At 69.7% G+C, this 21,522-nt stretch carries 25 protein-coding genes; 7 read left to right on the forward strand and 18 right to left on the reverse strand.

The window, feature by feature from the left end:
* Position 1: 1 nt before the first annotated feature.
* The 10 genes from BVE01S_RS04895 to BVE01S_RS04935 form a co-directional block, all read right to left on the reverse strand.
* A complete protein-coding gene (locus tag BVE01S_RS04895; protein ID WP_066624926.1) occupies positions 2-922 on the reverse strand; it encodes a TrbL/VirB6 family protein in 921 nt (306 codons plus the stop codon).
* Between the two features lie 11 nt (positions 923-933).
* Positions 934-1,149 (reverse strand): EexN family lipoprotein, encoded by a 216-nt coding sequence (locus BVE01S_RS04900; RefSeq protein WP_066624932.1) that lies wholly within the window; start codon positions 1,147-1,149, stop codon positions 934-936.
* Positions 1,146-1,874 carry a TrbJ/VirB5 family protein gene (locus BVE01S_RS04905; protein WP_066624933.1) on the reverse strand — a complete coding sequence of 243 codons (729 nt, stop codon included), beginning with the start codon at positions 1,872-1,874 and terminating at the stop codon, positions 1,146-1,148. Before BVE01S_RS04905 ends, BVE01S_RS04900 begins: the two co-directional genes overlap by 4 nt.
* Positions 1,871-4,246, reverse strand: a complete 2,376-nt coding sequence (locus BVE01S_RS04910) for a VirB4 family type IV secretion/conjugal transfer ATPase (protein WP_066624940.1) — start codon at positions 4,244-4,246, stop codon at positions 1,871-1,873. The genes BVE01S_RS04905 and BVE01S_RS04910 overlap by 4 nt, the downstream gene beginning before the upstream one ends.
* A complete protein-coding gene (locus BVE01S_RS04915) occupies positions 4,239-4,574 on the reverse strand; it encodes a VirB3 family type IV secretion system protein (protein ID WP_066624953.1) in 336 nt (111 codons plus the stop codon). Before BVE01S_RS04915 ends, BVE01S_RS04910 begins: the two co-directional genes overlap by 8 nt.
* A complete protein-coding gene (locus BVE01S_RS04920) occupies positions 4,567-4,749 on the reverse strand; it encodes a hypothetical protein (RefSeq protein WP_066624957.1) in 183 nt (60 codons plus the stop codon). Before BVE01S_RS04920 ends, BVE01S_RS04915 begins: the two co-directional genes overlap by 8 nt.
* A complete protein-coding gene (locus BVE01S_RS04925; RefSeq protein ID WP_066624959.1) occupies positions 4,749-5,048 on the reverse strand; it encodes a TrbC/VirB2 family protein in 300 nt (99 codons plus the stop codon). The genes BVE01S_RS04920 and BVE01S_RS04925 overlap by 1 nt, the downstream gene beginning before the upstream one ends.
* Before the next feature lies 1 nt (position 5,049).
* Positions 5,050-5,676 carry a lytic transglycosylase domain-containing protein gene (locus BVE01S_RS04930; RefSeq protein ID WP_084375296.1) on the reverse strand — a complete coding sequence of 209 codons (627 nt, stop codon included), beginning with the start codon at positions 5,674-5,676 and terminating at the stop codon, positions 5,050-5,052.
* 61 nt (positions 5,677-5,737) lie between these two features.
* Positions 5,738-6,058 carry a LuxR C-terminal-related transcriptional regulator gene (locus BVE01S_RS16500; protein ID WP_084375297.1) on the reverse strand — a complete coding sequence of 107 codons (321 nt, stop codon included), beginning with the start codon at positions 6,056-6,058 and terminating at the stop codon, positions 5,738-5,740.
* Between the two features lie 24 nt (positions 6,059-6,082).
* Positions 6,083-6,577: a helix-turn-helix domain-containing protein gene (locus BVE01S_RS04935; RefSeq protein WP_218015909.1), complete on the reverse strand. Its 495-nt coding sequence runs from the start codon at positions 6,575-6,577 to the stop codon at positions 6,083-6,085.
* Between the two features lie 235 nt (positions 6,578-6,812).
* On the opposite strand from BVE01S_RS04935, the gene BVE01S_RS04940 reads away from it, so the two are divergent.
* The 5 genes from BVE01S_RS04940 to BVE01S_RS04950 all read left to right on the forward strand — a co-directional run bounded on the left by BVE01S_RS04940 (position 6,813) and on the right by BVE01S_RS04950 (position 10,259).
* The gene (locus tag BVE01S_RS04940; RefSeq protein ID WP_066624965.1) at positions 6,813-7,379 is read left to right on the forward strand and encodes a GntR family transcriptional regulator; all 567 of its coding nucleotides are present in this window, start codon (positions 6,813-6,815) and stop codon (positions 7,377-7,379) included.
* Between the two features lie 69 nt (positions 7,380-7,448).
* Positions 7,449-7,574, forward strand: coding sequence for a hypothetical protein (locus BVE01S_RS17370; protein WP_280513207.1), 126 nt, complete (start codon positions 7,449-7,451; stop codon positions 7,572-7,574).
* Positions 7,575-7,667: 93 nt separating this feature from the next.
* Entirely contained in the window at positions 7,668-7,793 is a 126-nt protein-coding gene (locus BVE01S_RS17375; RefSeq protein ID WP_280513208.1) for a hypothetical protein, read from the forward strand.
* Between the two features lie 92 nt (positions 7,794-7,885).
* On the forward strand, positions 7,886-8,542 hold the full coding sequence (locus tag BVE01S_RS04945) for a lasso peptide biosynthesis B2 protein (protein WP_066624966.1): 657 nt from the start codon (positions 7,886-7,888) through the stop codon (positions 8,540-8,542).
* Between the two features lies 1 nt (position 8,543).
* A complete protein-coding gene (locus BVE01S_RS04950) occupies positions 8,544-10,259 on the forward strand; it encodes an asparagine synthase-related protein (protein ID WP_066624967.1) in 1,716 nt (571 codons plus the stop codon).
* On the opposite strand, the gene BVE01S_RS04955 is transcribed toward BVE01S_RS04950, so the two are convergent.
* From BVE01S_RS04955 to BVE01S_RS04970, 4 genes are all read right to left on the reverse strand, one after another.
* Positions 10,192-12,573 carry a S9 family peptidase gene (locus tag BVE01S_RS04955; protein ID WP_066624969.1) on the reverse strand — a complete coding sequence of 794 codons (2,382 nt, stop codon included), beginning with the start codon at positions 12,571-12,573 and terminating at the stop codon, positions 10,192-10,194. The genes BVE01S_RS04950 and BVE01S_RS04955 overlap by 68 nt on opposite strands.
* A 6-nt stretch (positions 12,574-12,579) precedes the next feature.
* Positions 12,580-15,531 (reverse strand): TonB-dependent receptor, encoded by a 2,952-nt coding sequence (locus BVE01S_RS04960; protein WP_084375299.1) that lies wholly within the window; start codon positions 15,529-15,531, stop codon positions 12,580-12,582.
* Between the two features lie 91 nt (positions 15,532-15,622).
* A complete protein-coding gene (locus BVE01S_RS04965; RefSeq protein ID WP_244878354.1) occupies positions 15,623-16,606 on the reverse strand; it encodes a FecR family protein in 984 nt (327 codons plus the stop codon).
* Positions 16,607-16,616: 10 nt separating this feature from the next.
* Positions 16,617-17,105 (reverse strand): RNA polymerase sigma factor, encoded by a 489-nt coding sequence (locus tag BVE01S_RS04970; RefSeq protein WP_066625047.1) that lies wholly within the window; start codon positions 17,103-17,105, stop codon positions 16,617-16,619.
* 476 nt (positions 17,106-17,581) lie between these two features.
* Between BVE01S_RS04970 and BVE01S_RS04975 the strand changes: the two genes are divergently transcribed.
* Positions 17,582-17,824 carry a helix-turn-helix domain-containing protein gene (locus BVE01S_RS04975; RefSeq protein WP_084375300.1) on the forward strand — a complete coding sequence of 81 codons (243 nt, stop codon included), beginning with the start codon at positions 17,582-17,584 and terminating at the stop codon, positions 17,822-17,824.
* Positions 17,825-18,018: 194 nt separating this feature from the next.
* Complete coding sequence (locus tag BVE01S_RS04980) at positions 18,019-18,318, forward strand: DUF7662 domain-containing protein (protein ID WP_066624983.1); 300 nt, start codon at positions 18,019-18,021, stop codon at positions 18,316-18,318.
* A 67-nt stretch (positions 18,319-18,385) separates the two neighbouring features.
* Here BVE01S_RS04980 and BVE01S_RS04985 read toward each other — a convergent pair whose 3' ends face one another.
* From BVE01S_RS04985 to BVE01S_RS05000, 4 genes are all read right to left on the reverse strand, one after another.
* A complete protein-coding gene (locus BVE01S_RS04985) occupies positions 18,386-18,613 on the reverse strand; it encodes a hypothetical protein (protein ID WP_017505554.1) in 228 nt (75 codons plus the stop codon).
* 10 nt (positions 18,614-18,623) lie between these two features.
* On the reverse strand, positions 18,624-19,007 hold the full coding sequence (locus BVE01S_RS04990) for a copper resistance CopC family protein (RefSeq protein WP_017505553.1): 384 nt from the start codon (positions 19,005-19,007) through the stop codon (positions 18,624-18,626).
* Between the two features lie 17 nt (positions 19,008-19,024).
* Positions 19,025-20,221 (reverse strand): copper resistance protein B, encoded by a 1,197-nt coding sequence (locus tag BVE01S_RS04995; RefSeq protein WP_066624985.1) that lies wholly within the window; start codon positions 20,219-20,221, stop codon positions 19,025-19,027.
* On the reverse strand, positions 20,218-21,522 hold a 1,305-nt coding region (locus tag BVE01S_RS05000), incomplete at its 5' end, for a copper resistance system multicopper oxidase (RefSeq protein ID WP_066624987.1). The genes BVE01S_RS05000 and BVE01S_RS04995, both read right to left, overlap by 4 nt.

Consider the following 21,522-nt stretch of genomic DNA (forward strand, 5'->3'; position numbering starts at 1 on the left):
GTCAGGCGCCTCTCGGTCGAATGGAGCCGCCGCCCCTGGGCGGTTGGCGGCTGGCTTCTTGCGGACCCTTGGTGCGGCCCGAGCCGCTCCCGCCCAGGGCCGCGGCGTTGGCGAAGTCGGCGAGGCCGGCGCTGGCGCCGCCCGCGATGCCGGCGGCGATGGCCGGGGTCTGAAGGAAGAAGATCGCCCCCAGCAGGCACAGGGCGATGAAGATCAGCCCGCCGATCATCGGGTCGGCCCCCTGGATCGCGCCCCACTGGTCGCGCACGAGCGACAGGACGAGCTGGAAGATGACGATGATCAGGGCGAACAGGACGAGGTAGTTCACCGCCTGGCTGAGCCAGCCGAAGAAGAAGCGGCGGGTGGCGTCGAACAGGGCGCAGGCGATGAAGATGGGGCCGAGGGTGACGAGCAGGGCCAGGGCCAGCTTGGCCACCAGAACCACCCCAAAGCCGAGGGCGGCGGCCAGGGCGCCGATGATGAAGACGGCGGCCGAGACGACCCAAGGGCCCGGATTGAAGGCGGAGCCCTCGCGCGAGATGTCCTCGCCCAGCCAGGCCGCATAGGCGAAGAACTGGTCGAAGGCCGCGCCGACGCTGGGGGTGTCCGCGCCGCTGACCGCCCGGGTGAGGGCGTTGGGCAGGCCGGTGAACAGCGGCTCGGTGACGAAGGTGGAATAGGCGGCCGTGGTCGCCAGCAGATAGAGGAAGGCGAGCTTCAGCGAGCGGACCGCGAAGTCCATCACCGGTTCGCTGATCGCGCCCCTCAGGATGGCGACGCCGTAGAGCACGACATAGAGGACCAGGGCGATGCGCAGCGGTCCCTCGACCTCGGCGATCACAGACGACAGACGGTCGCCGAGGAAGACGTTGAGCCGTTCGTCGATGAAGTCGTAGCTGGGTTCGAAGACGCGAAAGCTCATCGTCGGGATCCTCAGAAGGCCCGCTCATAGACGCGCATCCGCGCCTGCCGACGCGCTTCGGCCAGGCCCTGACGCGCCGCTTCGCATTCGCGCTCGGCTCGACCGGCGTCGCACGCCGCCACGACCGCTTCGGCCGCGTCGGGATCGGCGGCGAAGTCTTCGGCCGTTCGCTCGGGCGACCCGCAGCCGACCAGGCCGAGGGCGACGAGCAGGGCGGATCGTCTCACTGGAACGCCCTCTCATAGACTGTCATGCGCGCCGCCCGGGCGGCTTCCGCCCGCTCGCGGGCGCGTTGCTCCTCGAGCCGAGCTTCGGCGGCTTGGGTCAGGGCCAGACCCTGCAGCCGCACCTGTTCGTTCTGGATCATCGCCTGTTCGGCCGCGAGGCGGGCTTCGAGATCCAGGACGGCGCGGGCGTTGGGCGCGGTGTCGAGAGCGGACCGGAGCGTCTCCAGACCCTGCAGACGCCGGTCCGCGGCGCCGGCCACCGCCTCACCGACGGCGAGGTCCCGCGCGGTGCGGGCGCCGGCGCGTTCGAGGCTGTCGCGGTAATAGGCCTCGGCCGGGTCGAGGTCGCCCGCCGGCGGCGTATAGAGCCGGGTGTCGCGGCGGATGGCGTCGGCGCGGTCGGCCAGGTCGCCGAGTGCCGACAGGTCGCCGTCGGCCGCGGCGCGAAGGGCGCGCATGTCCGGCAGCGGATTGCGCACCGTCGGCAAGCCGAGCTCGCCGGCCAGGGCGTTGACGCCGGACAGGTCGTTCAGGCTGTCGAACAGCTGCCGGCCCTGTTCGACCTGGGTCTGCAGCGCCCTCAGCTGGTCTAGCGTCGTGCGCGCCTCCTCGATCATCTGGGCCAGGGCCCGGGGATCGTGGACGATCTGCTGGGCCTGGACCGTCGGGGCGACGGCGAGGGCGAATGCGGCCGCCGCCGCGGCGAAGGGAATGCCGGCTCTCATAGGAACCTCCTCTGGTCATGGAAGGGATCGCGCCAGCGCGCGTAGTCGTCGCCGACCTCGGCGCGCAGCCGGTCGAGCAGGGCGGTGGTCTCGGTGCGGCCGGACAGGATCGACAGGGCGTCGTCCATGCCGCCGAGGTCCAACTCGACGACCACGCTGTCGTGGCCCTGCTTGACCAGGAAGCGGTGCGACTCCGGGGTGAGGACCTCGCGGACGAGACGGAACTCCTCCTGGGTCAGGCCGAAGCCGTCGACATAGTCGCGCGCCTGACCGTGGGCGTTGGGCAGGAAGATCTTGGTCGCGCACTGCTCGAGGATGGCGTGGGCGATCGGGGATCGCAGGGCGTCGGCGGGCGACTGGGTGCCGAACACCATGAAGGCGTTCTGCTTGCGCCAGGTCTTGAGCCCGTCCTGGGCGAGATCGGTGAAGGCCGGGTCGCCCAGCACCTTCCAGAACTCGTCGATGTCGAGGACGAGGCGGCGACCGTCGACCCGCTCGGCGATGCGATGGAACAGGTACAGCATCGCCGGCGTGCGAACCTCGTCGTGGTCCAGCACCTGGGTGATGTCGAAACCGGCGAAGCGGGCCTCCAGACTGAGGGCGTCCTCATCGTTGTCGAGCACCCAGCCGAGCGGGCCGCCCCTTTGCCAGCGCTCCAGCCGAGCGCTCACGCCGCCGGCGTCGCCCTGACCGAGGAGGCTGCGCAGGGCGGCGATGGAGCGACGCTCGCGCGGCAAGGCCTCCAGAGCGGCGACGCCCTGGTCTATGGCGCGGGCCTCGGGTACGGTCAGGGTCTCGTTCGGGCGGGCGACGAGGGCCCGGACGAGCCGGACCAGGAAGGCGCGGTTGGCGGGGCTGGGGTCGAGCGCCTTGAACGGGGCGAAGCCGGTCGGCTCGCCGTTGCGCAGGGCGAGGTAGGTTCCGCCGCAGGCGCGGACGAAGATCTCGGCGCCCCGGTCCTTGTCGATGAACAGCTGCTGGGCGTCGAACCGCTCCAACTGCGCCAGCATGAAGTTCTGGACGACGGTCTTGCCCGATCCGGACGGTCCGCAGATGAAGGTGTGGCCCAGATCGCCGACATGGAAGTGGAACCAGAAGGGCGAACCGGCCGTGGTGCGCAGCACGGCGACGGCCTCGCCCCAGTGATTGCCGTGGGCCTTGCCGACGGGATGGGCGTGGAACGGCGCCAGGGCCGCGAAATTGCGCGAGGTGATGGCGGCGGGCCGGGTGCGGCGGGCGAAGGCTCCGGGGAACTGGGACCAGAAGGCGGCTTCCAGCCCCAGATCCTCGCGCGCGACGACCAGGCCGGAGTCCGCGAGGATGGCGCGGGCCTTGGACAGATGCTCCGCCAGCGCGGTCGGCGTGTCGCCGTGGACGAGGATCGAGGCCTGATGCTCGCCCATGACGAAGCGGTTGCTGACGAGATCGTCCAGCGCGTCGGACAGGCCGGTGATCTGGGAGGCCGCGCGGTCGCGCGCCGAGACCATCTGGTTCTGCTTGCGCTCCATCACCGCCCGGGCCGAGGCCTTGGACAGGAAGGCGAAGGACTGGCTGATCACGAAGCCGAAGCGGACGCTCAGCAGGTCGTCCCACAGTCCGGGCCGGGTCGTCGCCGGATACTCCTTGATGGCCAGGACGCCGGCGTAGCGCGCATCGGCCGCGTCGCGCAGCTCGAGGGTCTCGCGACCGAAGATGGCGCGCACGGTGTAGACCGCCGAGCCGAGGTGGCCGAACACGATCGGGACCGGCGACCGGCGTCCGGTCAAGACGAGCCGCATGACCTCCATCGGCTCGGAGAACCACAGGCCGTCGCGTTCGTAGAGACCGAGCCGGCGCGGCGCGTACCGCCCAAGGTACTGGGCCAGGTCGCGCCCGGCCTCCTCGAGGCGCCGGATATGGGCGACCTCGACCTCGCCGTCGCTGCGGCGCGCCGCCTTCAGGCGTTTCGCGAGCGCCGCGGCCCGGTCGCCCGCGTCGCGACCCGGATGAAGGACGAGGGTGACGAACAGCTCGTTGATCCAGAGCTGCCGGCGCGCGACCCGATGGTCGTAGAGGGCGCCGAGTTCGCCGGCGAAGGTCGATCGAAACCCGGAGGAGCGTTCCAGCTCCACCGGACGCCGGACCACATGATGCCAGACCGCCAGCCGGTCGTCGGCGAGATTGCGCCAGGCCTGGTTGAGCTTGACGTGCCAGTCGTTGAGGTCCCGGGCGTCGGCGGTCTCGAAGCTGGCTCCGTCGATCTGGAACACCATCATCAGGGCGCCGCTGTCGAGCGTGACCACATGGTCGGAGACATGACGCGCATAGGGCAGGTGCGGCCGGGCGTCGGCCTCCCGCCGCAGGCGCGCCGGAGGAACCCCGCCCTCAGCCACGGGTCAGCTCCGCCAGGCGATAGCGGCGGACGAGGGGGAGGGGCGTCGCCGAACTCCCGCCCCAGAGGCCCGCATTGCGCGACCGGCCCTTGGTGTCGACATAGACGAAGAGGAGCCGGAAGGCGTTGTGGTCCGCCCGGCAGATCGCCCGGAAGACCAAATGCAGGGCCGGGGCGACGAGCAGATAGAGCAGGCTGCCGCCGACGAGGAAGACGACGCCCGAGACGATGACGTTGACGCCCATGGCCTCCATGGGCACGCCCAGGATCATGGCCGGCCGCGTGCAGGCCAGGAACAGCGGGTCCTCGGTCAGACGTTCGTCAGCCATGATGACCTCCGGCGGACAGGCGCGACAGGGTCAGGGCGAGGGCGAGCCCCGAGGCGAGGCCGGCGAGGATCTGGGCGAACCGCGTGGGCGAGATCAGCTTCAGGCCGAGCATCAGGCACAGGGCCAGGACGATCGCGGCCGAAGCGACCGCCAGCCAGGGCAGGGTCGCCTCCATCACGCACCGCCAGTGATCAGGTTGACGATCTCGGCCGCGCCGAAGACCACGACGATGCCGAGCACGACGATCGCCGCCCGCCGCAGGTCGAACAGGCCGAACATCCACAGGATGCCGACGACCACGACCGCCAGCACGGCCAGAAGCCGGGCCGTGTTGCCGGTGAGCATGTCGACGACGTTCTGCAGAAGGCCTTCGACATTGGCCGAGGCGAAGGCGGGCTGGACCAGGACGAGGCTGGCGGCGAGGGCGATGGCGCCGGCGGCGCCGGCCCTGCGGACGGTCGCGGATGCGGTCATCTCAGAACTCCGTGTCTGGGGCGGCGGTGAAGGTGAGGACGGCGCTGGCCTGGGCCCGCCCGAAAACGTCCCAGGCGGGCGGCGGCAGCGGCGGAGCGGGTGGTGCGGGCCGGTCGTCTGCAGGGGTTCGAACAGGGGCGAGCGGCAGGACGCCGAGGGTCGCGGCGGCCGCCTCGACGCGAGCGACGTAGCCGTTGCGGAAGCCGCGCTCCGGATGGCCGGTGTTGTATCGGGACAGCGCGACCCTCAGGGTCGTCTGGCGATCGACACCTTCGGCCGGGCGATAGCCCGCGCGCAGGACGACGCCGGCGGCGGCGAGGTTGCGGCACGGGTCGAAGGCCGCCTCCACGGACAGGCCGAGCCAGTCCAGATTGTCGCTGTTGATCTGGGCCACGCCGAGATCGAGGTTCGCGCCCCGCGCCAGCAGGCCGCGGGCGATGCGCGCCGCGTCCGCGGCGTCCCGAGGCGATCGGGCCGGACGCGGACCCCGGTTGACGCCGATCGCGATCGGGTTGAACCGGCTCTCCGCATAGGCGATGGCCGCCAAGGTTTCCGGCGCCACCTGCGGCGCGCAGGCCTGGGACAGGGCGAGGATCAGATTGAGGTCCAGCACGGCGGGCTCCAGCATGAGCCCCCAGCAAACCCGATCGGGAGCGGGACCGGCGACCCGCGAGCTCCCCGCCGGAAATCTACGGTAGGAAGGTCCGGGGTTCGGACGGCCGCTGAGCGGCGGCGAGCCGGGCGACGGCCTGGATGCGGGTGCGGACGCCGAGGACGCGACAGGCGGCCATGAGATGCTCGTCGACCGTTCGGGGCGACAGGCCGAGCCGATCGCCGATCCGGGCGGAGGTCAGACCCAGAGCCGCCAGGTCCAGACATTCCCGCTGGCGATCCGACAGCCGGTGGCAGGGTGAAGCAGATGGGGAGGGGAATGAGGGGGGAGGACTTTCATGCCCGAATCCAACCGCGCAATCGGTCCCGCGCGCCAGTCCGCGAGTCTCGGACCGCAAGTCTACGACCGTGGCGAGGGGGCGTTACGCGCCGTCGCCGGTCCCATCCTCCCGGGCGGGCGCCATCAACCGTCCCCGGCGCTGTTCAAGCCAGGCCTCGGCCTCGGCGTCGCGCCGGACGGATTGATCGGCGAGGTCCTTCAGGCTCTTGGTGAAGGCGTTGATGATGGTGCGGGCGTCCAGATCGCCGATGGCGTCCCCGGCTTCTTCGTCGAACTCCTGCAGCGCCACGGCGAGGATGGTCGCCAATTTGTTGTCGGCGCACCGCAAGGCGAAGGCGGGCGACCCAAGGGCCAGGGCGGCGAGGATTCCGTGCGGATCGCTGTCGGTGACCTCCGCGAAGCGGTGAATACGTTCGAGGTTGATCCGACCGGCGCCGGACTCGAAATGCTCATAGGACCGCAGCGCCATATTCATGCCTTGGGCGACGTCCGCGGCCCGCATCCGCCGATGGGACCGGATCAGGCGCAGGCTGGAGGAGAGCACCGCGTTCGCCGTCTGGGTGTGTCGGGCGTCCATGTCTCCAGTTACTCCCTCGCCTCCGGCGCCACGCGACTACGAAGCGAGTGCACCCCTACAGGTTGAAAAATGCCTCAGCGATGCGTCAAATGAAAGCCTAGAAAGATCAACAGCATAAAAGCTGCGGATACGACGCAATTATCTTGCGGACATCAGTATAGGAGCGCCGCATGACCCGATCGCCCCGAAGCCTGCCGGTCGTCGATCTGCGTCCCGGAGCGGCCCGGAGGCGGTCGTGAGGCAGCGCGATCCCTTCGGCCTGGCGCTCGCCAGCCTGCGCGCCGCGCTCGAGGACGGCCTGGCCCCCGGCCAGCATCTGTCCGTGGTCGACATCGCCGCCTCGCTCGGGCTGAGCACCAGCCCGGTGCGCGAAGCCCTGTCCCGCCTGTGCGGCGAAGGCCTCGTCGAGGATCGCCGCGGTCTGGGCTATTTCACCCGCGCCGCGCCTCTGGAGGACGTTCTGGGTCTGCTCGATCTGGAGGCCGCCCATGTCGGTCTCGCGGCGCTCTACACCCGGGTCGCCCAGCCCTGCGACGCCACGGACGCGTCCGTCGAGGCGTGGATCGACGACCTGGTTGACGCCTGCGACAACCAACCCCTGATCGAGAGCCTCGTTCGCGTGCGCCGTCGCCTGGCGCCGCTCAGACGCCTGAACGGCCCGACCGAAGCGGCCGCGGGTCCCGCGCCGGCGAGCAAGGTCGAGGCCTACTATGCGCGCTGGCGGATCGCCGCGACGGGCCTCGCCTCCCGTGTTCGGCGGATCGATCCAGGTCAGTCGAAGTATACGCGAAATATAGTTTGAATCGATTTGCTTTCCGGCGTTGATGGTTCGTCGTCGACGTTTTGTCGGCCTTCAAAACAGGAGACGACCATGACCAAGAGCACCTCGCGCCTCGTGCGCCTCGGGGCCGCCCGCACCCTGACCCGCGCGGTCTCGCGCGGCGAATTCGACGAGCTGAATCCGGTGCTGAAGTACACCATTCCGCCCAGCGAATGATCGGACGGGCCGCTTCGGCGGCCCGGACGTCCGGGCCCGGCCTCGCCCCGGACGCCGCAAGCAGGGGCCATTCCTGACACAGGAGAGGGATCGATGAAGATCCAGAACGAGACGCGCATGCTGCGTCTGGGGGCCGCCCGTCGGCTGACCCGGGCGATCCTGATGGGACCGTTCACCGAACTGAACCCGGCCCGTCACTGGACCATGCCGCCGGAATGAGCCCAGGGGGCCGTCCGGTTCCGGACGGCCCCGCCGGGTCCTGCCGCAGGGCGGACCAGCCAAGTTCAGCTCTAACAGGGAGAGGTCTGGGAATGGCCGAAGCGCTTCGCGCCGAGGACGGTCACTGCGGCTGGCTCGCCGAGGGCATTCACGCGGTCCGTGTCGGCGACGATCTGGTCCTGCTCGATCTCGCCGCGGACGATTATCTGTGCCTGCCGGAGTGCGGCGATCTCCGGATCGAGGGACGGCGGGCGCTGGGGTCGATGGACGATCTTCTTCGCCTGGCCGCCGAGGAGTTGCTGCATCCCACGTCGGCGCCGGAAGATCGGAGCCCGCCGCCGGCCCTGCCGTCGGCGCGCCTGCCGCCTGCGCCGCCGATCCGGCCGACGCTGCGGGACCTCGTTACCTTCGGCGTCATCTGGGTCGAAGCGGTGCGGCGTCGGCCGACACTTCTGGACCTCAGCCGGCGATACGCCCGGCGTCGCGGTCGCCGGTCGGATCCCGAGGCGCTCGCCGCGCGGGTCGAGGTGTTCCGCCAGTTGCTGCCGCTGGCGCCCTGGACCGGCGCCTGTCTGCTTCAGGCGGAACTGCTGCTGCGCTTCGTGAACGCCGCGGATCTGGACGCGGACTGGGTGTTCGGGGTCCGCACCTTCCCCTTTCTCGCCCATTGCTGGTTGCAGAGCGGAGACCAGTGCGTCAGCGAAGCCCCGGAAACCCTGACCGTCTATCGACCGATCCTGGTGATCTGAGGTGGCGGCGGACTCTGCGATCATTCTGGTCGGCGACAATCCGGCTGCGCTCGACGCCTTGGTCGCGCCGCTTCGACAGCGCCTGAGCCGGGCCGGCTGGTCGCGCAAGTCGCATGACCCCTTCATCCAGGTGTTCGCCCCGACCGGCGGACGGCTCGAGGTGGCGCGGGGGCTCGACGGGCACGGCGTGGTGCTCGGCGAGATCTACGACCGCGAGGGCCAGGCGCTGTCGCTGCGGGCGCGCGGCGCCCTGGGATGCCGACGGCTGGACGCGGCGCAGGCCCGCACGGTCTGTTCGGACCATTGGGGGCGCTACCTGCTGGTCCGGCGGGTCGAGGGCGACGTCGCCGTGCTCCGCGACCCGTCGGGCGCCCTGGACTGCGTCGTCTGGCGCAAGGCCGGCGTGACCTTGATCTCGACGAGCGCCGCGGCGGTCATCGATCCCTGGCTGCCCGACGGGATCGCGCTGGATTGGGACGCGGTCGCCGCCCTGGTGGCCCGCCCCGGCGAATATCGACATCGACTGGCCCTAACCGGATTGCAGGCCGTCGCCGGTGGCGAACTGCGGGTCGTTGGGGAGGGCGTCAACCAAGGTCGCCAGATCTGGCGGCCCGCGGAGGTGTACCGGGACCGGGGTTCGCGTCCGCCTCCCGACCTCCGAGGGGCGGTGCAACGGTCGGTGCGGGCGCTGGCGGGCGACAGGCCCTGGATCACCGAGGTCAGCGGCGGCCTGGACTCCGCCATCGTGGCGGGCGTCCTGACCGCCGACCAACGCCGCAACGTCGCCGCCTGGGTCAACCATTACGTCGATCAGCCCGAGGGCGACGAGCGGGCCTACGCCCGGGCGGTGGCGGAAAGGCATGGCTTCGCGTTGACCGAAGTCCGCCGCGACGGCCTCAGACTCGACGCCGTGCGTCTGGCCGCCTGCGCCGAGACCTTCCGGCCGGCGGCCAACGACATCGATCCCGACTACAACGACGACATCGCCGACCGGATCGAGGCGACAGGCGGCTGGGGCTCGCTGACGGGGCAGGGCGGCGACGCGGTCTTCTTTCAGATGCCCAGCCTGCTGATCGGGCTGGACGAGATCTGGGAGCGGCGCGGTCGCGCGCGATTGGCGGTCCTGCATCGGCTCTCGCGCTGGCTGCGGCGCCCCCTGTGGCCGACGGCGCTGGCGAAGGACTGGCGCGAGGAGGTCCGCCATCGCGCAGACTGGGATCACCCCTGGCTCGACGATCTGGGCGGCGTCCCGCCAGCCAAGGCCTTGCAGATGTCCGCCCTGGCCTTCTGTCAGACCTTCCAGGGGCTGGCGGTCCGCAGCCGTCTCGGTCCCTGCCTCAATCCGCTGCTCAGCCAGCCGGTGATGGAGGCGGGGCTGGCCCTGTCGGCGGTCGATCTGACCTGGGGCGGACGGGATCGCGCCGCCGCGCGCGCCGCCTTCGCGGATGTCTTGCCGCCCTCGATCCTCGATCGCCGCTCGAAGGGCGAACTGGGCGCCTACTATGGCAACGCGGTCGCCGCGCACCTGGACTTCCTGCGCGACTATCTGCTCGGCGGCGCCCTGGCCGAGGCGGGGCTGATCGATCCCGGCCTGGAGGACCGCCTCACCCGGGACGCCCTGCTGTGGCGTGGCGGCCATTCCCACCTGCTCAGTCTGGCCCTGACGGAGGCCTGGGTGCGGCGCTGGCGGGAACGGCTGGACCACCGGAACCCCTGAGATGCCGGTCGAACCAGTCGCGGACCTGGTCGTAATAGAGCCGGATGTTGCCCGGGCTCTGAACCCCGTGGTCCTCGCCGATGAGCAGGGTCAGGGCCACCGGGCGGTTCAGACGGTGCAGGGCGCCATAGAGCTGCTCCGACTGGCCCAGCATCAGGTCATACTCGCCCACCACGAGAAGCGTCGGCGCGGTGATGCGGTCCGCCTGCTCGAACGGACTGTTGCGCCGATACCGGTCGGGGGCGCGCCAGTAGGCGTCACGCATCTCGGCCTGGCCGGATTCCAGCCAGCGGGCGCCGGCCGTCGCGGCGAGCGCATGCCCGCCCTCCAGCCGCAGGGTCGAACCGACGTCTCCGATGACCGTCGAGAAATTCATCGGCCCGTTTAACGCCACCACGGCGTCGAAGCGGGGAGACTGGGCAGCGCTCATCACGGCGGACCAGGCGCCGAAGCTCCAGCCCCACAGACCAATGCGCTCCGCATCGACCAGCCCCTCCGCCGCCGCGGCGTCGACGACCGACAGGATGCGCTGGGCGAGGCCGTCCGCCGGTTCCGGGGTCGCGGGGAGGTCCGGGATGAGGATGGCGTAGCCCGCCGCGACCATCAGCTGGGGCGCCAGCGACAGGCCGGTGGACTCCCGCCGCATCCACCACGGCGGGGCGGGGTAGGCCTCGCCCTGATAGGGCACCACGATCACGGGCGGCGTCGCTGTCGGGTTCGACGGCGAATAGAGCCAGCCGCCCGCGCCGCCAACGCCGGTGATGCGCCGGGGCGCCGCGACCGCGATCCGGTCGAGCTCGGGGTTCAGCCGCCAGACCACCTCCCGGCTATGGCCGCGCTGGAGGCGAAGCGTATTCGGTTCGGCCTCCGGCCCGCTCCGGTCGAGGCCGATCCCCCGGCTCCAGCTGATCGCGGCCCCAGGCGTCGCCGCGACGCATCGGGGCTCGGCCCCGGGATCGGCCCAGGCCTGGCACAGTCGCCCGTCGGGACGTTCGATCACCGCGAAGTCCGCCTTCAGCGGACCGCTCTGAGCCCGCAATCCGAAGGGACCGCGCGGGTTCACCGCCGAGGCGGCGGCCCCGAGATCGACGGACTCGCCGTCTGCGCCGAGGCGGATGACGCGACCGCCGCTGGCGAACAGAACCGAGGAGCGACCCTCGGCGACGAGTCGGGCGTCCGGAGACAGGCCTGTGAGCGGCTGGGCGTCGGCCCCTGCGACGAACCAGCCCTCGCCGGATGCGGAGCGGCCCTTGAAGATCGGGACACCGCCCAACCAGCCGCCCTCGGCCGTGGCCATGCCCTGGAAGTCGATCGGCGTGGTCGGGTGCGCCCCGGCCGGGGTCACATCCCGCGCCGCGCCGTCCGGAGCGACGGTCAGGAGCCGGGCCGGTTCGTCGCCGATCGTCGCCACCAGAAGGGCGTCGGAGGCCGGCGACCAGGCCAGCAGGCTCGTGGAGATGTTGCCGGCTTCGGGCGGCCGGACGGCGGCCCCGGTGGTCAGCTCGACGAGCTCCAGCCCCCGGGCGCGGCGCACCTCGCTCGCGGTATCGGCGGAGGGCGGCGGCAGGAGGGGGCCGTCCAGCAGAAGCGCGGCGTATCGTCCGTCCGGAGAGACCTCGAGGTCGAGGAAGGGACCGTCGGCGATCGCCGCGGCCTCTCCGGTGACGGCGTCGATCCGCCAGAGACGTCGCGGCGGCAAGGCTTCCGGCGGGCCGTCTTCGCCCACCGTGATCGCAGCCGGCGACCCGGCCGTCGCCGCCGCCCTCAGCGCCAGCAGGCGTGCCTGTTCGGCGCGGGGGCCCGCCAGTCTTGGAGGAAGCGCCCCGTCCGGCATGCCAAGCACGACGAGGGTGTCGTCCGTGAGCCATTCCAGGGACCGGCCCCATAGGCTAAGCTCCGGCGCCACATCGGTCCACACCACCTCCCCCGCGGCGATCTCGACGATTCCCAGCCGCCATTCGTCGTTCCGGAGCCGAAACACGGCCAGACGCCGACCGCTGGGCGAGAAGGCGCCGACGGAATAGCCGGCGTCTTCGTCCATCGTCAGGAGCGGTCGCGGATGGTCGGGGGCGTCGAGGTCGATGCGGTACAGCCGGGCGTACCGGTTGGCGCCTTCGGCCTCCAGATCATGGCGGGGGAGATCGCCTCGGGCGCGCCGCTCCTCGAAGACGGCGACCGCGCCGGACGGATCGATCGCGACCCGTCCGAAGCTCTCGAGCCCCAGAATGACATCCACCGTGAGCGGCTCTTGCCTGGCCAACGCCGGGCCCGCCGTCGCGAGCAGGCCCGCGAGGGCGAAAGCGACCATGCGCATGGACGCTCACCAGCGCTTGACGAGCTGAAGGGAGATCTGCCGGCCCAGCACATTGGTGTTGGCGGCGTCGTAACCGATCCCCGCCGGCGCATCGTAGAAGGGCGGCTCCTCATTGGTCAGGTTGAGCACATTGAGGGTGAGCGAAAGGCCTTCGCCCCATCCGCTCCCGAAGTCGTAGCGGACCTGGCCGTCCAGGGTGATCCAGTCATCGATCCCGCGTCCGTTGACCCGATCGCGTCCTCCGCTGACGTGGTTGAGGGCGCTGCCGAGGGTGAGCGGGCCCCGCTGCCACTGGGCGCCGAAGCGGCCCCGCCACCGGGCGGGAAAGTTCGGGGCGCCGAGCAGGTCCTCGGTGGGCGACGCAGCCGTGACCGTCCGGTCGTTGGTCAGCAGATGGGTCACGCTCGCGTCGAGCGAGATGTCATCCGACCCCAGGGTGAAGCGATAGCGGGTCGAAAGGTCGAGCCCCTCGACCTCCACGGCCGAAGCATTGACGTAGCGGTTATCGATGACGGCGCCGTAGGCGGTCGCCGGGAAGACGTTCGGATTGAAGTTGCCCGGGTGGCCGAGCAGGGACTGGACATAGGCCCGGTCGTCCGCGTTTGAGCCGGGGCTCACATAGCGGATGAAAGGGGCCAGGGTCGGATCATTGAGCGCATTGATCAGGTTCTCCGCGACCGGGGTCGCGATCCGGTCCTCGAAGGTCGTCCGGAACCAGCCGCCCTCGATCCGGAGACCTTCGGCGGCGGCGGGCGTCCAGACGAAGTCCGCCGTCCAGGACTCCGCGGTCTCCGGGATGAGATTCGGGTTGCCCCCGTACTGGACGATGCTGATCACATTGGCGCCGGCGCGGTCCAGGAACACCGGGCCGAGCCGGTAGGCGCTGTTCAACTCCCTCAGCGAAGGGGCGCGGAACGAGGTGCCGTAGCTGGCGCGCAGGAGCAGGTCGGGGGTCGGGTTGTAGAGGACGCCGACCTTGGGATTGCTGGTCTGGCCGATCCCCTCATGGTCCTCGACACGACCGGCAAGGGACAGCTCCAACCGTTCGAGGCCGGGCCGGGCGTTGTCGGGCCCCACGAGCGGCGCGCGCAGTTCGACGAAGGCGGCCGAGACGTCGCGCTCGAACGCCGTCGGGGCGGCGATGCGCAGCGCTGCGCCGGAGATGAAATTCTCGCCGGAGGTTTCGAAACGCTCCTGGCGATAGTCGACACCGACGGCCATGCGCAGGTCCCCGCCTGGCAGGGCGAAGAGGACGCCGTCGGCCTTGAGGTTGAAGGAGCCGACCGTGCTGATGTTCTCGGACCGAAGGTAGCCGGACCCGATGAAGGCCAACAGGGCCGGGCTATGGGCGGCGGGATCGCCATAGGGATTGAAGTAGCCGTCGACGGCCGGGTTGAAGGTGGTTCCCGGATTGTTCGGCGTAGAGCCGAGGGCTTCGTCGAGCCGGGTCGTCTGGACCCGGTTCGAGGCCATAAGCCCGGTAGTCTCCCGACCTCCGCTCAGATAGGCCGCGAGGTTCCATCCGGCGAGTTCACCCGTGACCCCGACGGCGCCGCCGACGCTGCGGGAGAAGCCTTCGTCACGGCCCGGCCCCAGGTCGTTGATGAAGGAATAGGCGATCTCCTGATAGGGCTCGCCCGCCACCGGCACGAAGAAGGGATTGTCCGGCGTCACGAACAGGATGCCGATGTCGGCCACCGACTCCTGGATGTAGGTCCGGTCGGTGTAGCGAAGGTCGCCGTCCAGACTGAAACCACCCGGAAGGTCCTGCCGGCCCGCCACGAAAAGGCTGTGCCGGCGCTGGTGCGGCAGGCTCCACAGGCCCTCCATCTGATTGGTCAGATTGACTTCGCCCGGGCGAAAGTCTCCAGGCGGGAGGCCCACGCCGTTCTGATTGCGTGGGATGGCGTAGACCGGTTCATAGGATCCGCTGACCGGATCGAACGCCATGAGGTTGCCCGGGGCCGCGTAGGTGAAGCGCCAGTCCGAGCCGCCCAGCGGGCGCAGGTCCGCATTCGCGGTTGCGCGACGGTCGGCGGCGCGCAACTCGCCGCGGTCGTGGAATTCGTAAGCGGCGAGGAGGCCGCCGTTGGACCAGTTGAAACCGCCGCTGTGAGACAGGAGAGTCTCCTCGGCCCCGCCGTCGCTGGTGCCGCCAACACGTAGCCGGGTTTCGGCGCCGTCGAACCGTGACTTCAGGATGATGTTGACCACACCGCCGACCGCGTCTGCGCCGTAGAGGGCCGACGCGCCGTCGAGCAGCACATCCGCTCGGGCGATGGCGCTGCTGGGAAGATTGGAGATGTCCGAGAAGTCGCCGGCGCTGCCCGTGCCCGCGATCCGCCGGCCGTTGACCAGGACGAGGGTTGCATCCGCGCCCAGACCCCGCAGGTTCACCCCGGTCGCATAAGCCGAGTTTCGGCTCGTGCGGTCTGCGCCTGTCCCGGCAGACCCCTCATAGGCCGCCCCGGTGAAGTTCTGCGGCAAGGCGGCGAGGGTCTCGGCGACCGTCGCGCGGCCTTGCCGGGCGATGTCGTCCTGGGTGATGACGGTGACCGGCGACGGACTGTCCGCGCCCCGCAGATAGGTCCCCGTGACCACGATTTCTTCAAGCTGGGTGGCCTGCGGTTCGGCCTCGGCGCGGGCTGAGGGATCAACGAGCACGAAGACCGTCGGGCGGCTCTGGCGATAGGCCAGGCCCGTCCCGCGCAGGAGCTCCGCGAGCGCGGCCTCAGGAGTGTATTCGCCGGTGAGGGCGCGAGCCTGTCGGCCGGTTACCAGCGCGCTGGGATAGAGGATCTGCAGGCCGCTCTGCTGGGCGAACACCGGCAGGCTACGCTCAAGCGGCCCGGCGCCGATGCTGAACGTCCGGACGGCCTCGGTCGATTGCGCGATGACCGGCGTCGCGACACCCAGCATGAGCGCAGCGAGCGCGGTTGAAGTGAACCTGTGACCCATGATCTCCCCCTCTTTTCTACCCGCGGCTTTGCGGGGCGGGGAGGAGACGTTGGGTCGCGGGGCGTCCCCTAAGTCCGGACGCAGATTATTTTCATGCCGGCCCCGAAAGGATCAGATGGCCGTCGGCCGCCGTGGCGGCTTCAAGGTGATAGAGGTCGCGCAGGGCGGCGACGAAGCCGTCGATGTCCCCGGCGTTGAAAACGCCGCTGACCCGGATCGACGAGATGCGTTCGTCGCGAAGCTCGATCGGTTTGGAGGTGTAGCGGTTCACCTCCGTCACGGCCGCAGCGATCGGCGTGTTCTCAAAGGTCAGCCGGCCGACTGTCCAACTGGTTTCGGCCGGGACATTGACCGCGACGACCCGGGGCGTTGGACCCGAGGTGGTGACCTGCTGGCCGGGCTCCAGGGTCCATTGGGCCGTCCTCGAGGACGGCTTGTGAACGTCGACGCGCCCTTCGACCAGGACGACACGCGCCCCGGAGCCGGATCGCCGAACGTCAAAGCGCGTGCCGACGGCGGTGACCTCCGTGTCGCCCGCCTGGACGAAGAAAGGCCGCGCGGCGTCGCCCTCGACCTCAAACATGGCGCGTCCTGCTGCGAGCGTGACCACGCGACGGGCGTCGGTGAAGCGAACGGTGACCCGCGAGTCCGTGTCGAGGACGATGCGGGAACCGTCTTCCAGCCGCACGGTGCGTTGCTCGCCGATGGCCGTGGCGTAGGCGTCCGGCCGCTGCAGGGACCACCAGGTCAGGCTCCCGGCTCCGATCACAAGCGCCATGGCGCCCGCGACGCCGAGCGGGATCAGACGGCCGGCGTCCCGCATCCGACGGCGCGGGCGCGCCTTTTCGACCCGACTCAAGGCCTCGTCGGCGAGCCCCGCCATCCCGGGGCTTTGCGCCAGCGTCCCTGCCGCGTCCCACATGGCTTCGAGACGGCTGAAAGCGCGCGCGTTCTCCGGGTCTCGCCGCCACGCGCTGAACGCCTTCACGTCGGCGGTCGTGACCTTGCGCTGGTTCAACTTGCTGAACCAGTCGGCGGCTTCCTTGCGCCTGATGTCGGCTTCAGCCTCGATCATCATCCGTTGCCTACAGGTCCAGCCGAGACGCGCAGTACTGAAGCGCCCTGGACATTCGCCATTCCACCGTTTTCACGCTGATCTCGAGCGACACGGAGATCTCGGGATAAGTCATACCGCCAAAGCGGTTCAAGACGAAGACGTCGCGGTAGAGTTGCGGCATGGACCGGATAACCTGTTCGAGAAGAACTTGGTCGAACTGCGGCGCGGCCTCGGCCTCGGCAGGTCTTTGAAGCGCCTGGCTCTGGCGGCGTCGGCCCTCTCTTCGGCTTTCATCGCGGACCAGATTGAGGGCGATCTGCAGCAAGAACGCTTTTGGATGGCGGATGTCCGACACGGCGTAAGGCGCCGCCCTGAGGTAGGTCTCCTGGACGACATCCGCCGCAGCGTCGGCGCCGATGTGAGGGCGCAACCGGCGATCCAGCCAGACGGCGTATCGCCGGTAGAGACGGTTGATCCCGTCCTGCGCCTCCACCCCCAGCTGCTTCGTATCGGTCACCACGGATCTCCGACCTCTCGACGAGAGGGGCGGGAATCCCGGCGTGGCCGCGCGATTCCGGGCAGGCGCGCCGACGCGCGCGCTCAGATGGCGGCAACCGGCCGACGCACAGAGCGGCAGCCGTCGATGATTTGATATCGCACAGGGGATTCCAGGCCCCTATCGGCGCGAACGCCGACATCGAAGCATGAATCAAACGGAATCCCGACGCAAGCGGGAGGGGTCGGGCGTTGGAATCCTCTGCGATCGAGGCCCGTTACTTCAGCGCGCAGCGCCGCCTCCGTCAGCGACGAACCCCGGCTCCGGCTGTGCGCCTATCTCGCGGCGCCCGACGGCTCCGCTGTAGGCGCGACCCTTCTACGGTTCAACCGGCGCCGTCGGACCGCAAGAAACCTGCGGGCGGCCCGCAATTGATCGACGTTGCCCGGGTCCGAACCCGCCGTGTACGGAGAAAGTCGGACAACCCGTGGTGTAATATGGAAGCTGTCTCCGAAGATCCGGACCGTGGATCGCCCGCGGTCAGCCTGAGCCCGCGCGAACAGGAATGCCTGCAATGGGTCTGTCGCGGGAAGAGCTCCTCCGACATCGGAACCATATTGTCGCTGTCGCCCCGCACCGTGGACAGCTATCTTGAGAAGGTCTGTTCCAAACTCCGGGTCCGGACCCGGATCGAAGCGGTCGCCTCGGCGGTCCGGCGCGGTCTGATCGACCCGGGATGAGGGAAGGGGGCGGGCCAGGAACTTCTGTGATGAAGCCCGGCGTTTCGCCGCCGATCGCCGCCGACGTTTGCACGTCCCCTGGCTCTCGATCGGCGCCTATCGTTCCCGGAACCCGCCGCCGGTAAGTCTAGATCGGGCAGCGCAAGCGCGCCAGCCGGGCTTGACCCCCGGCAGCAGCGGAGCAAGACACCCAGATGGCTAAATACACGCCGCTCGCAGCCTTTCTCAGACGTCAGAAGGGCGCCGAGGTGGACCTGTCGTTTCGGGACATCGAGCGGATCGTCGGCGGCATCTTGCCCAAGGGGGCCTCGCTGGAGGACTGGTGGCGCGCGAATCCGGCGAGGGAGCAAATGCCCCAGCACCTCGCCTTCGCCGACGCGGGCTTCGTCGCCGAACCGCGGACGCGGGCCGAAACCGTCCGTTTCATCCGGGTTGCGGGAGTGGGCGTCACAGGGAGCGCGGCGCGGCTCAGCGCGGCGAAGACCGAGAGTTGACGCCTGTCTGCTCCGGACAGACCTCCGATCCGTCGGAGCGCCTGCCGGAGTGGTTCAGATCGGGCGGTCAGTTATGGTCGGCGTGACCCTGGGGAGCCGGAGCATCTGAGGGCGCCGGCGCGGGCGGCGCGGGTTCGGCGGGCGGCGGAGCGTCGGACTTCATCTTGTCGCAGCAGCTCATGGCGGCGTCAGCGGCCATATCCTTGCAGCATTCGCAGCCTTCGGCGGCCAGGGCCGCTCCAGCGCTCAGGGCCAGAATCGCGCCGGCGGCGGCCAGCAGGTTGGAAACTCGCATCGTCGTTCTCCTAGTGAACCATGAAGCTGACAGAGCCGGACATCTTGTGGCCGTCCGGACCTTCAGCGGTCCAGGCGGCGGTGTAGGTTCCCGGGGCAAGCCGGGGAAGGGCCACGCTGACGGTCGCGGCGGCCGGTGCGGCGGGGGCATTCACGACCACCGGGGCCTGCCCCTCGGCGCTCAGGGTCACCGTCTTCAGGACCATCGCATGGGGGAAGGTGACGCTGAAGCGTTCTGGCGATCCGTGGGTCATGGCCCCGTTCGCCGGAACCGTGGTGACGGCCGATTGAGGCTCGGCGGCCTGCGTCTGCATATTGTGCCCGGCGTGCGGATCCTGGGCGGCGGCGGCGCCGGCGAAGGCCAGGGCGGCCGTGAGGGTGAGAATGCGGATCATGGGGTGGTCTCCTTAGGTCAGAACCAGGCCTTGAGGCCGACGACGAAGCGGGTGTCATCAGCCCCACCGCCTCGGGCTTCGATGTAGTCGGCGGTGTTTCCGAGCGCCCGGCTCCACTCAACGCCGACATAGGGGGCGAACTCCTTGCGGAACTCGTAGCGCAGGCGCAGGCCCGCCTCGATGGACGACAAGCCCGAGCCGATCTCCAACTCCGGAATGTCGCTGGCTGAGGCGTCGATTTCGAGGCGGGGCTGGAGGATCAGGCGCTGGGTGATGCGCTGGTCGTATTCGGCCTCGACGCGGGCGGTCAGGTCGCCCTCGGTGGAGAGGAAGGCGGCCGCGTCGATCTCCCACCAATAGGGCGCCAGGCCCTGGAGGCCGAGGACCAGGTGCGTCGTATCCTCGCCGTCGGGCCGGAAATCCTGACGCACGCCGGCCTGCACATCCCAGAACGGCGCTATCGCGCGGCTGTAAAGCGCTTGGAGTTCGGCCTCTTCCAACTTGCCGCCAAAGTCGCCTTCGCCCTCGGACTTCCACCAGAAGCGATTGATGTCGCCGCCGCTCCAGCCCTGGACGTCCCAGAGATACGACTCCTCAGCACCGCCGAAGCCGGCTTCGAGACGATCGATGATGACGGCGGTGGTGCGGACCTCGCCGTTCTCGCGAACCAGAATCTGACGGGCGGCCGCCATCGCTTCGGCGCCAAAGACCAGATCGGCGGCGTGCGTGGGGCCGCTCAGGGCGGCGGCTGGGAGCGGGTCCTCCGGAGGACGGCCGGGATTGTCGGCGCTGGTCGGCACGTCCGGCGGTCCCATACTCATGGTCGACATATCATGCCCGGCACGAGGGTCGACCTGGGTGGAGGGCATGGCGGACATGTCGTGGCCGGCGTGCGGATCGGGCTGCGCCGTCGGCGGCATTGTCGACATGTCGTGACCCGCATGCGGATCAACGACCGGGGGCTCAGCCGGCATCTGATGGCCGGCGTGAGGGTCGGCAGCTGGCGGCGTTTGCGCGGGCGGCATGACATGACCGGCGTGCGGGTCTTGCGCCGGCGGCCGGGTGGACGTCTGAGGCCGAACGGCCGGAGCGGGCGTGGCTCGCGGCGCCGCGGTCGCCGGCATGACATGGCCCGCGTGCGGGTCCTGCGCTTGGGCGGTGACGGCGCTGGCGGCGAGGATCAGCGGAGCGAGGGCGACGGCGAAGCGGTTCATGACGCGGCTCCGTCCATGGGCCGGACCGTCACGACATTGAACATGCCGGCGTGCATGTGCATCAGCATGTGGCAGTGGAAGGCCCAGTCGCCGGGCGCGTCGGCGGTCAGGTCGAAGGTCACCTTGCCCCCGGGCGCGACGTTTACCGTGTGCTTCAGCGGCTGATGCCCCGGGGGACCGCCGGTCACCAGTTCGAAGAAGTGGCCGTGCAGGTGGATGGGGTGGGCCATCATGGTGTCGTTCACCAGGGTCACGCGCACCCGCTCATTCCGCTCGAAACGGATGGGTTCGACCAGTTCACTGAACTTCCGCCCGTCGAAGCCCCACATGAACCGCTCCATATTGCCGGTCAGGTGTATTTCCATGGTCCGCGACGGCGGGCGTTGGTCCTTGTTCGGCTGCAGCGACACCAGGTCGGTGTAGACGAGAACGCGGTGATCGACGTTGGTCAGGCCGATCGGCCGCTCGCCGAGGCGGTTGGCGGGGGCCATGGCTATCGCGTCGACGCCCACGCCGACCGCCATGTCCGGCGGGGCGTTCTCGGGATCTCGCATGTTCATGCCTGACATGGACATTCCGCCCATCTCGCCCGCCGGCGCCGCGCCTTGGGCTGGGGCGCCGTGGTCCATGCCGGCCATCGTGCCGTGGTCCATTCCGGACATGCCGCCCATTGAGCCGTGATCCATTCCGCCCATGCCCATGTCTCGCATGGTCAGGTTCGGGACCTCGCGCAGCGGCGGAACCTCGGCGGTCATGCCCAGGCGCGGCGCAAGGGTGGCGCGGCCCATCCCCGAGCGATCGATCGCCTCCGAGACGATGGTGTAGGCCCGGTCTTCAGTCGGCCGGACGATGACGTCGTAGGTTTCGGCGACCGAGATCTGGAACTCGTCGGTCTCGACCGGGCGGACGTTCTCGCCGTCGGCCTGCACCACGGTCATCGGCAAGCCGGGGATGCGGACGTTGAAGATCGACATGGCCGAGGCGTTGATGATGCGCAGCCGCACGCGCTCGCCGGGGCTGAAAAGGCCGGTCCAGTTCTCCTGCGGCCCGTGGCCGTTGATCAAATAGGTATAGGTCGAGCCGCTGACGTCGAGGATGTCGCGCGGGTCCATCCGCATCTCACCCCACATGCGCCGCTCCTCCAGGCTCATGCGGTCGCTGCCGTTGATCAGACCGGCGAGCGTGGTGCGCTGCCGGTTGAAGTAGCCCGGGCTCTTCTTCAGCTTCTCCAGGATTTCGTGTGGGTGCATAAAGCTCCAGTCCGACAGGACCAGCACATGCTCGCGGTCGTAGGCGACGGG

Origin of the sequence: Brevundimonas vesicularis NBRC 12165 (assembly GCF_001592205.1) — a bacterium.
Classification (GTDB): Bacteria; Pseudomonadota; Alphaproteobacteria; order Caulobacterales; family Caulobacteraceae; genus Brevundimonas; species Brevundimonas vesicularis.

Excerpts from the sequence above, each read along its gene's own strand:
- BVE01S_RS04930 (WP_084375296.1), bottom strand. The coding sequence starts at position 5,676 with ATGCTGGAGCCCGCCGTGCTGGACCTCAATCTGATCCTCGCCCTGTCC.
- BVE01S_RS04920 (WP_066624957.1), bottom strand. The coding sequence starts at position 4,749 with ATGGAGGCGACCCTGCCCTGGCTGGCGGTCGCTTCGGCCGCGATCGTC.
- BVE01S_RS04915 (WP_066624953.1), bottom strand. The coding sequence starts at position 4,574 with ATGGCTGACGAACGTCTGACCGAGGACCCGCTGTTCCTGGCCTGCACG.
- BVE01S_RS04980 (WP_066624983.1), top strand. The coding sequence starts at position 18,019 with ATGGCTAAATACACGCCGCTCGCAGCCTTTCTCAGACGTCAGAAGGGC.
- BVE01S_RS04995 (WP_066624985.1), bottom strand. The coding sequence starts at position 20,221 with ATGAACCGCTTCGCCGTCGCCCTCGCTCCGCTGATCCTCGCCGCCAGC.
- BVE01S_RS04960 (WP_084375299.1), bottom strand. The coding sequence starts at position 15,531 with ATGGGTCACAGGTTCACTTCAACCGCGCTCGCTGCGCTCATGCTGGGT.
- BVE01S_RS04925 (WP_066624959.1), bottom strand. The coding sequence starts at position 5,048 with ATGACCGCATCCGCGACCGTCCGCAGGGCCGGCGCCGCCGGCGCCATC.
- BVE01S_RS17375 (WP_280513208.1), top strand. The coding sequence starts at position 7,668 with ATGAAGATCCAGAACGAGACGCGCATGCTGCGTCTGGGGGCCGCCCGT.
- BVE01S_RS04965 (WP_244878354.1), bottom strand. The coding sequence starts at position 16,606 with ATGATCGAGGCTGAAGCCGACATCAGGCGCAAGGAAGCCGCCGACTGG.
- BVE01S_RS04955 (WP_066624969.1), bottom strand. The coding sequence starts at position 12,573 with ATGCGCATGGTCGCTTTCGCCCTCGCGGGCCTGCTCGCGACGGCGGGC.
- BVE01S_RS04990 (WP_017505553.1), bottom strand. The coding sequence starts at position 19,007 with ATGATCCGCATTCTCACCCTCACGGCCGCCCTGGCCTTCGCCGGCGCC.
- BVE01S_RS04975 (WP_084375300.1), top strand. The coding sequence starts at position 17,582 with ATGGAAGCTGTCTCCGAAGATCCGGACCGTGGATCGCCCGCGGTCAGC.
- BVE01S_RS17370 (WP_280513207.1), top strand. The coding sequence starts at position 7,449 with ATGACCAAGAGCACCTCGCGCCTCGTGCGCCTCGGGGCCGCCCGCACC.
- BVE01S_RS04905 (WP_066624933.1), bottom strand. The coding sequence starts at position 1,874 with ATGAGAGCCGGCATTCCCTTCGCCGCGGCGGCGGCCGCATTCGCCCTC.
- BVE01S_RS04985 (WP_017505554.1), bottom strand. The coding sequence starts at position 18,613 with ATGCGAGTTTCCAACCTGCTGGCCGCCGCCGGCGCGATTCTGGCCCTG.
- BVE01S_RS04945 (WP_066624966.1), top strand. The coding sequence starts at position 7,886 with ATGGCCGAAGCGCTTCGCGCCGAGGACGGTCACTGCGGCTGGCTCGCC.
- BVE01S_RS04895 (WP_066624926.1), bottom strand. The coding sequence starts at position 922 with ATGAGCTTTCGCGTCTTCGAACCCAGCTACGACTTCATCGACGAACGG.
- BVE01S_RS04935 (WP_218015909.1), bottom strand. The coding sequence starts at position 6,577 with ATGGACGCCCGACACACCCAGACGGCGAACGCGGTGCTCTCCTCCAGC.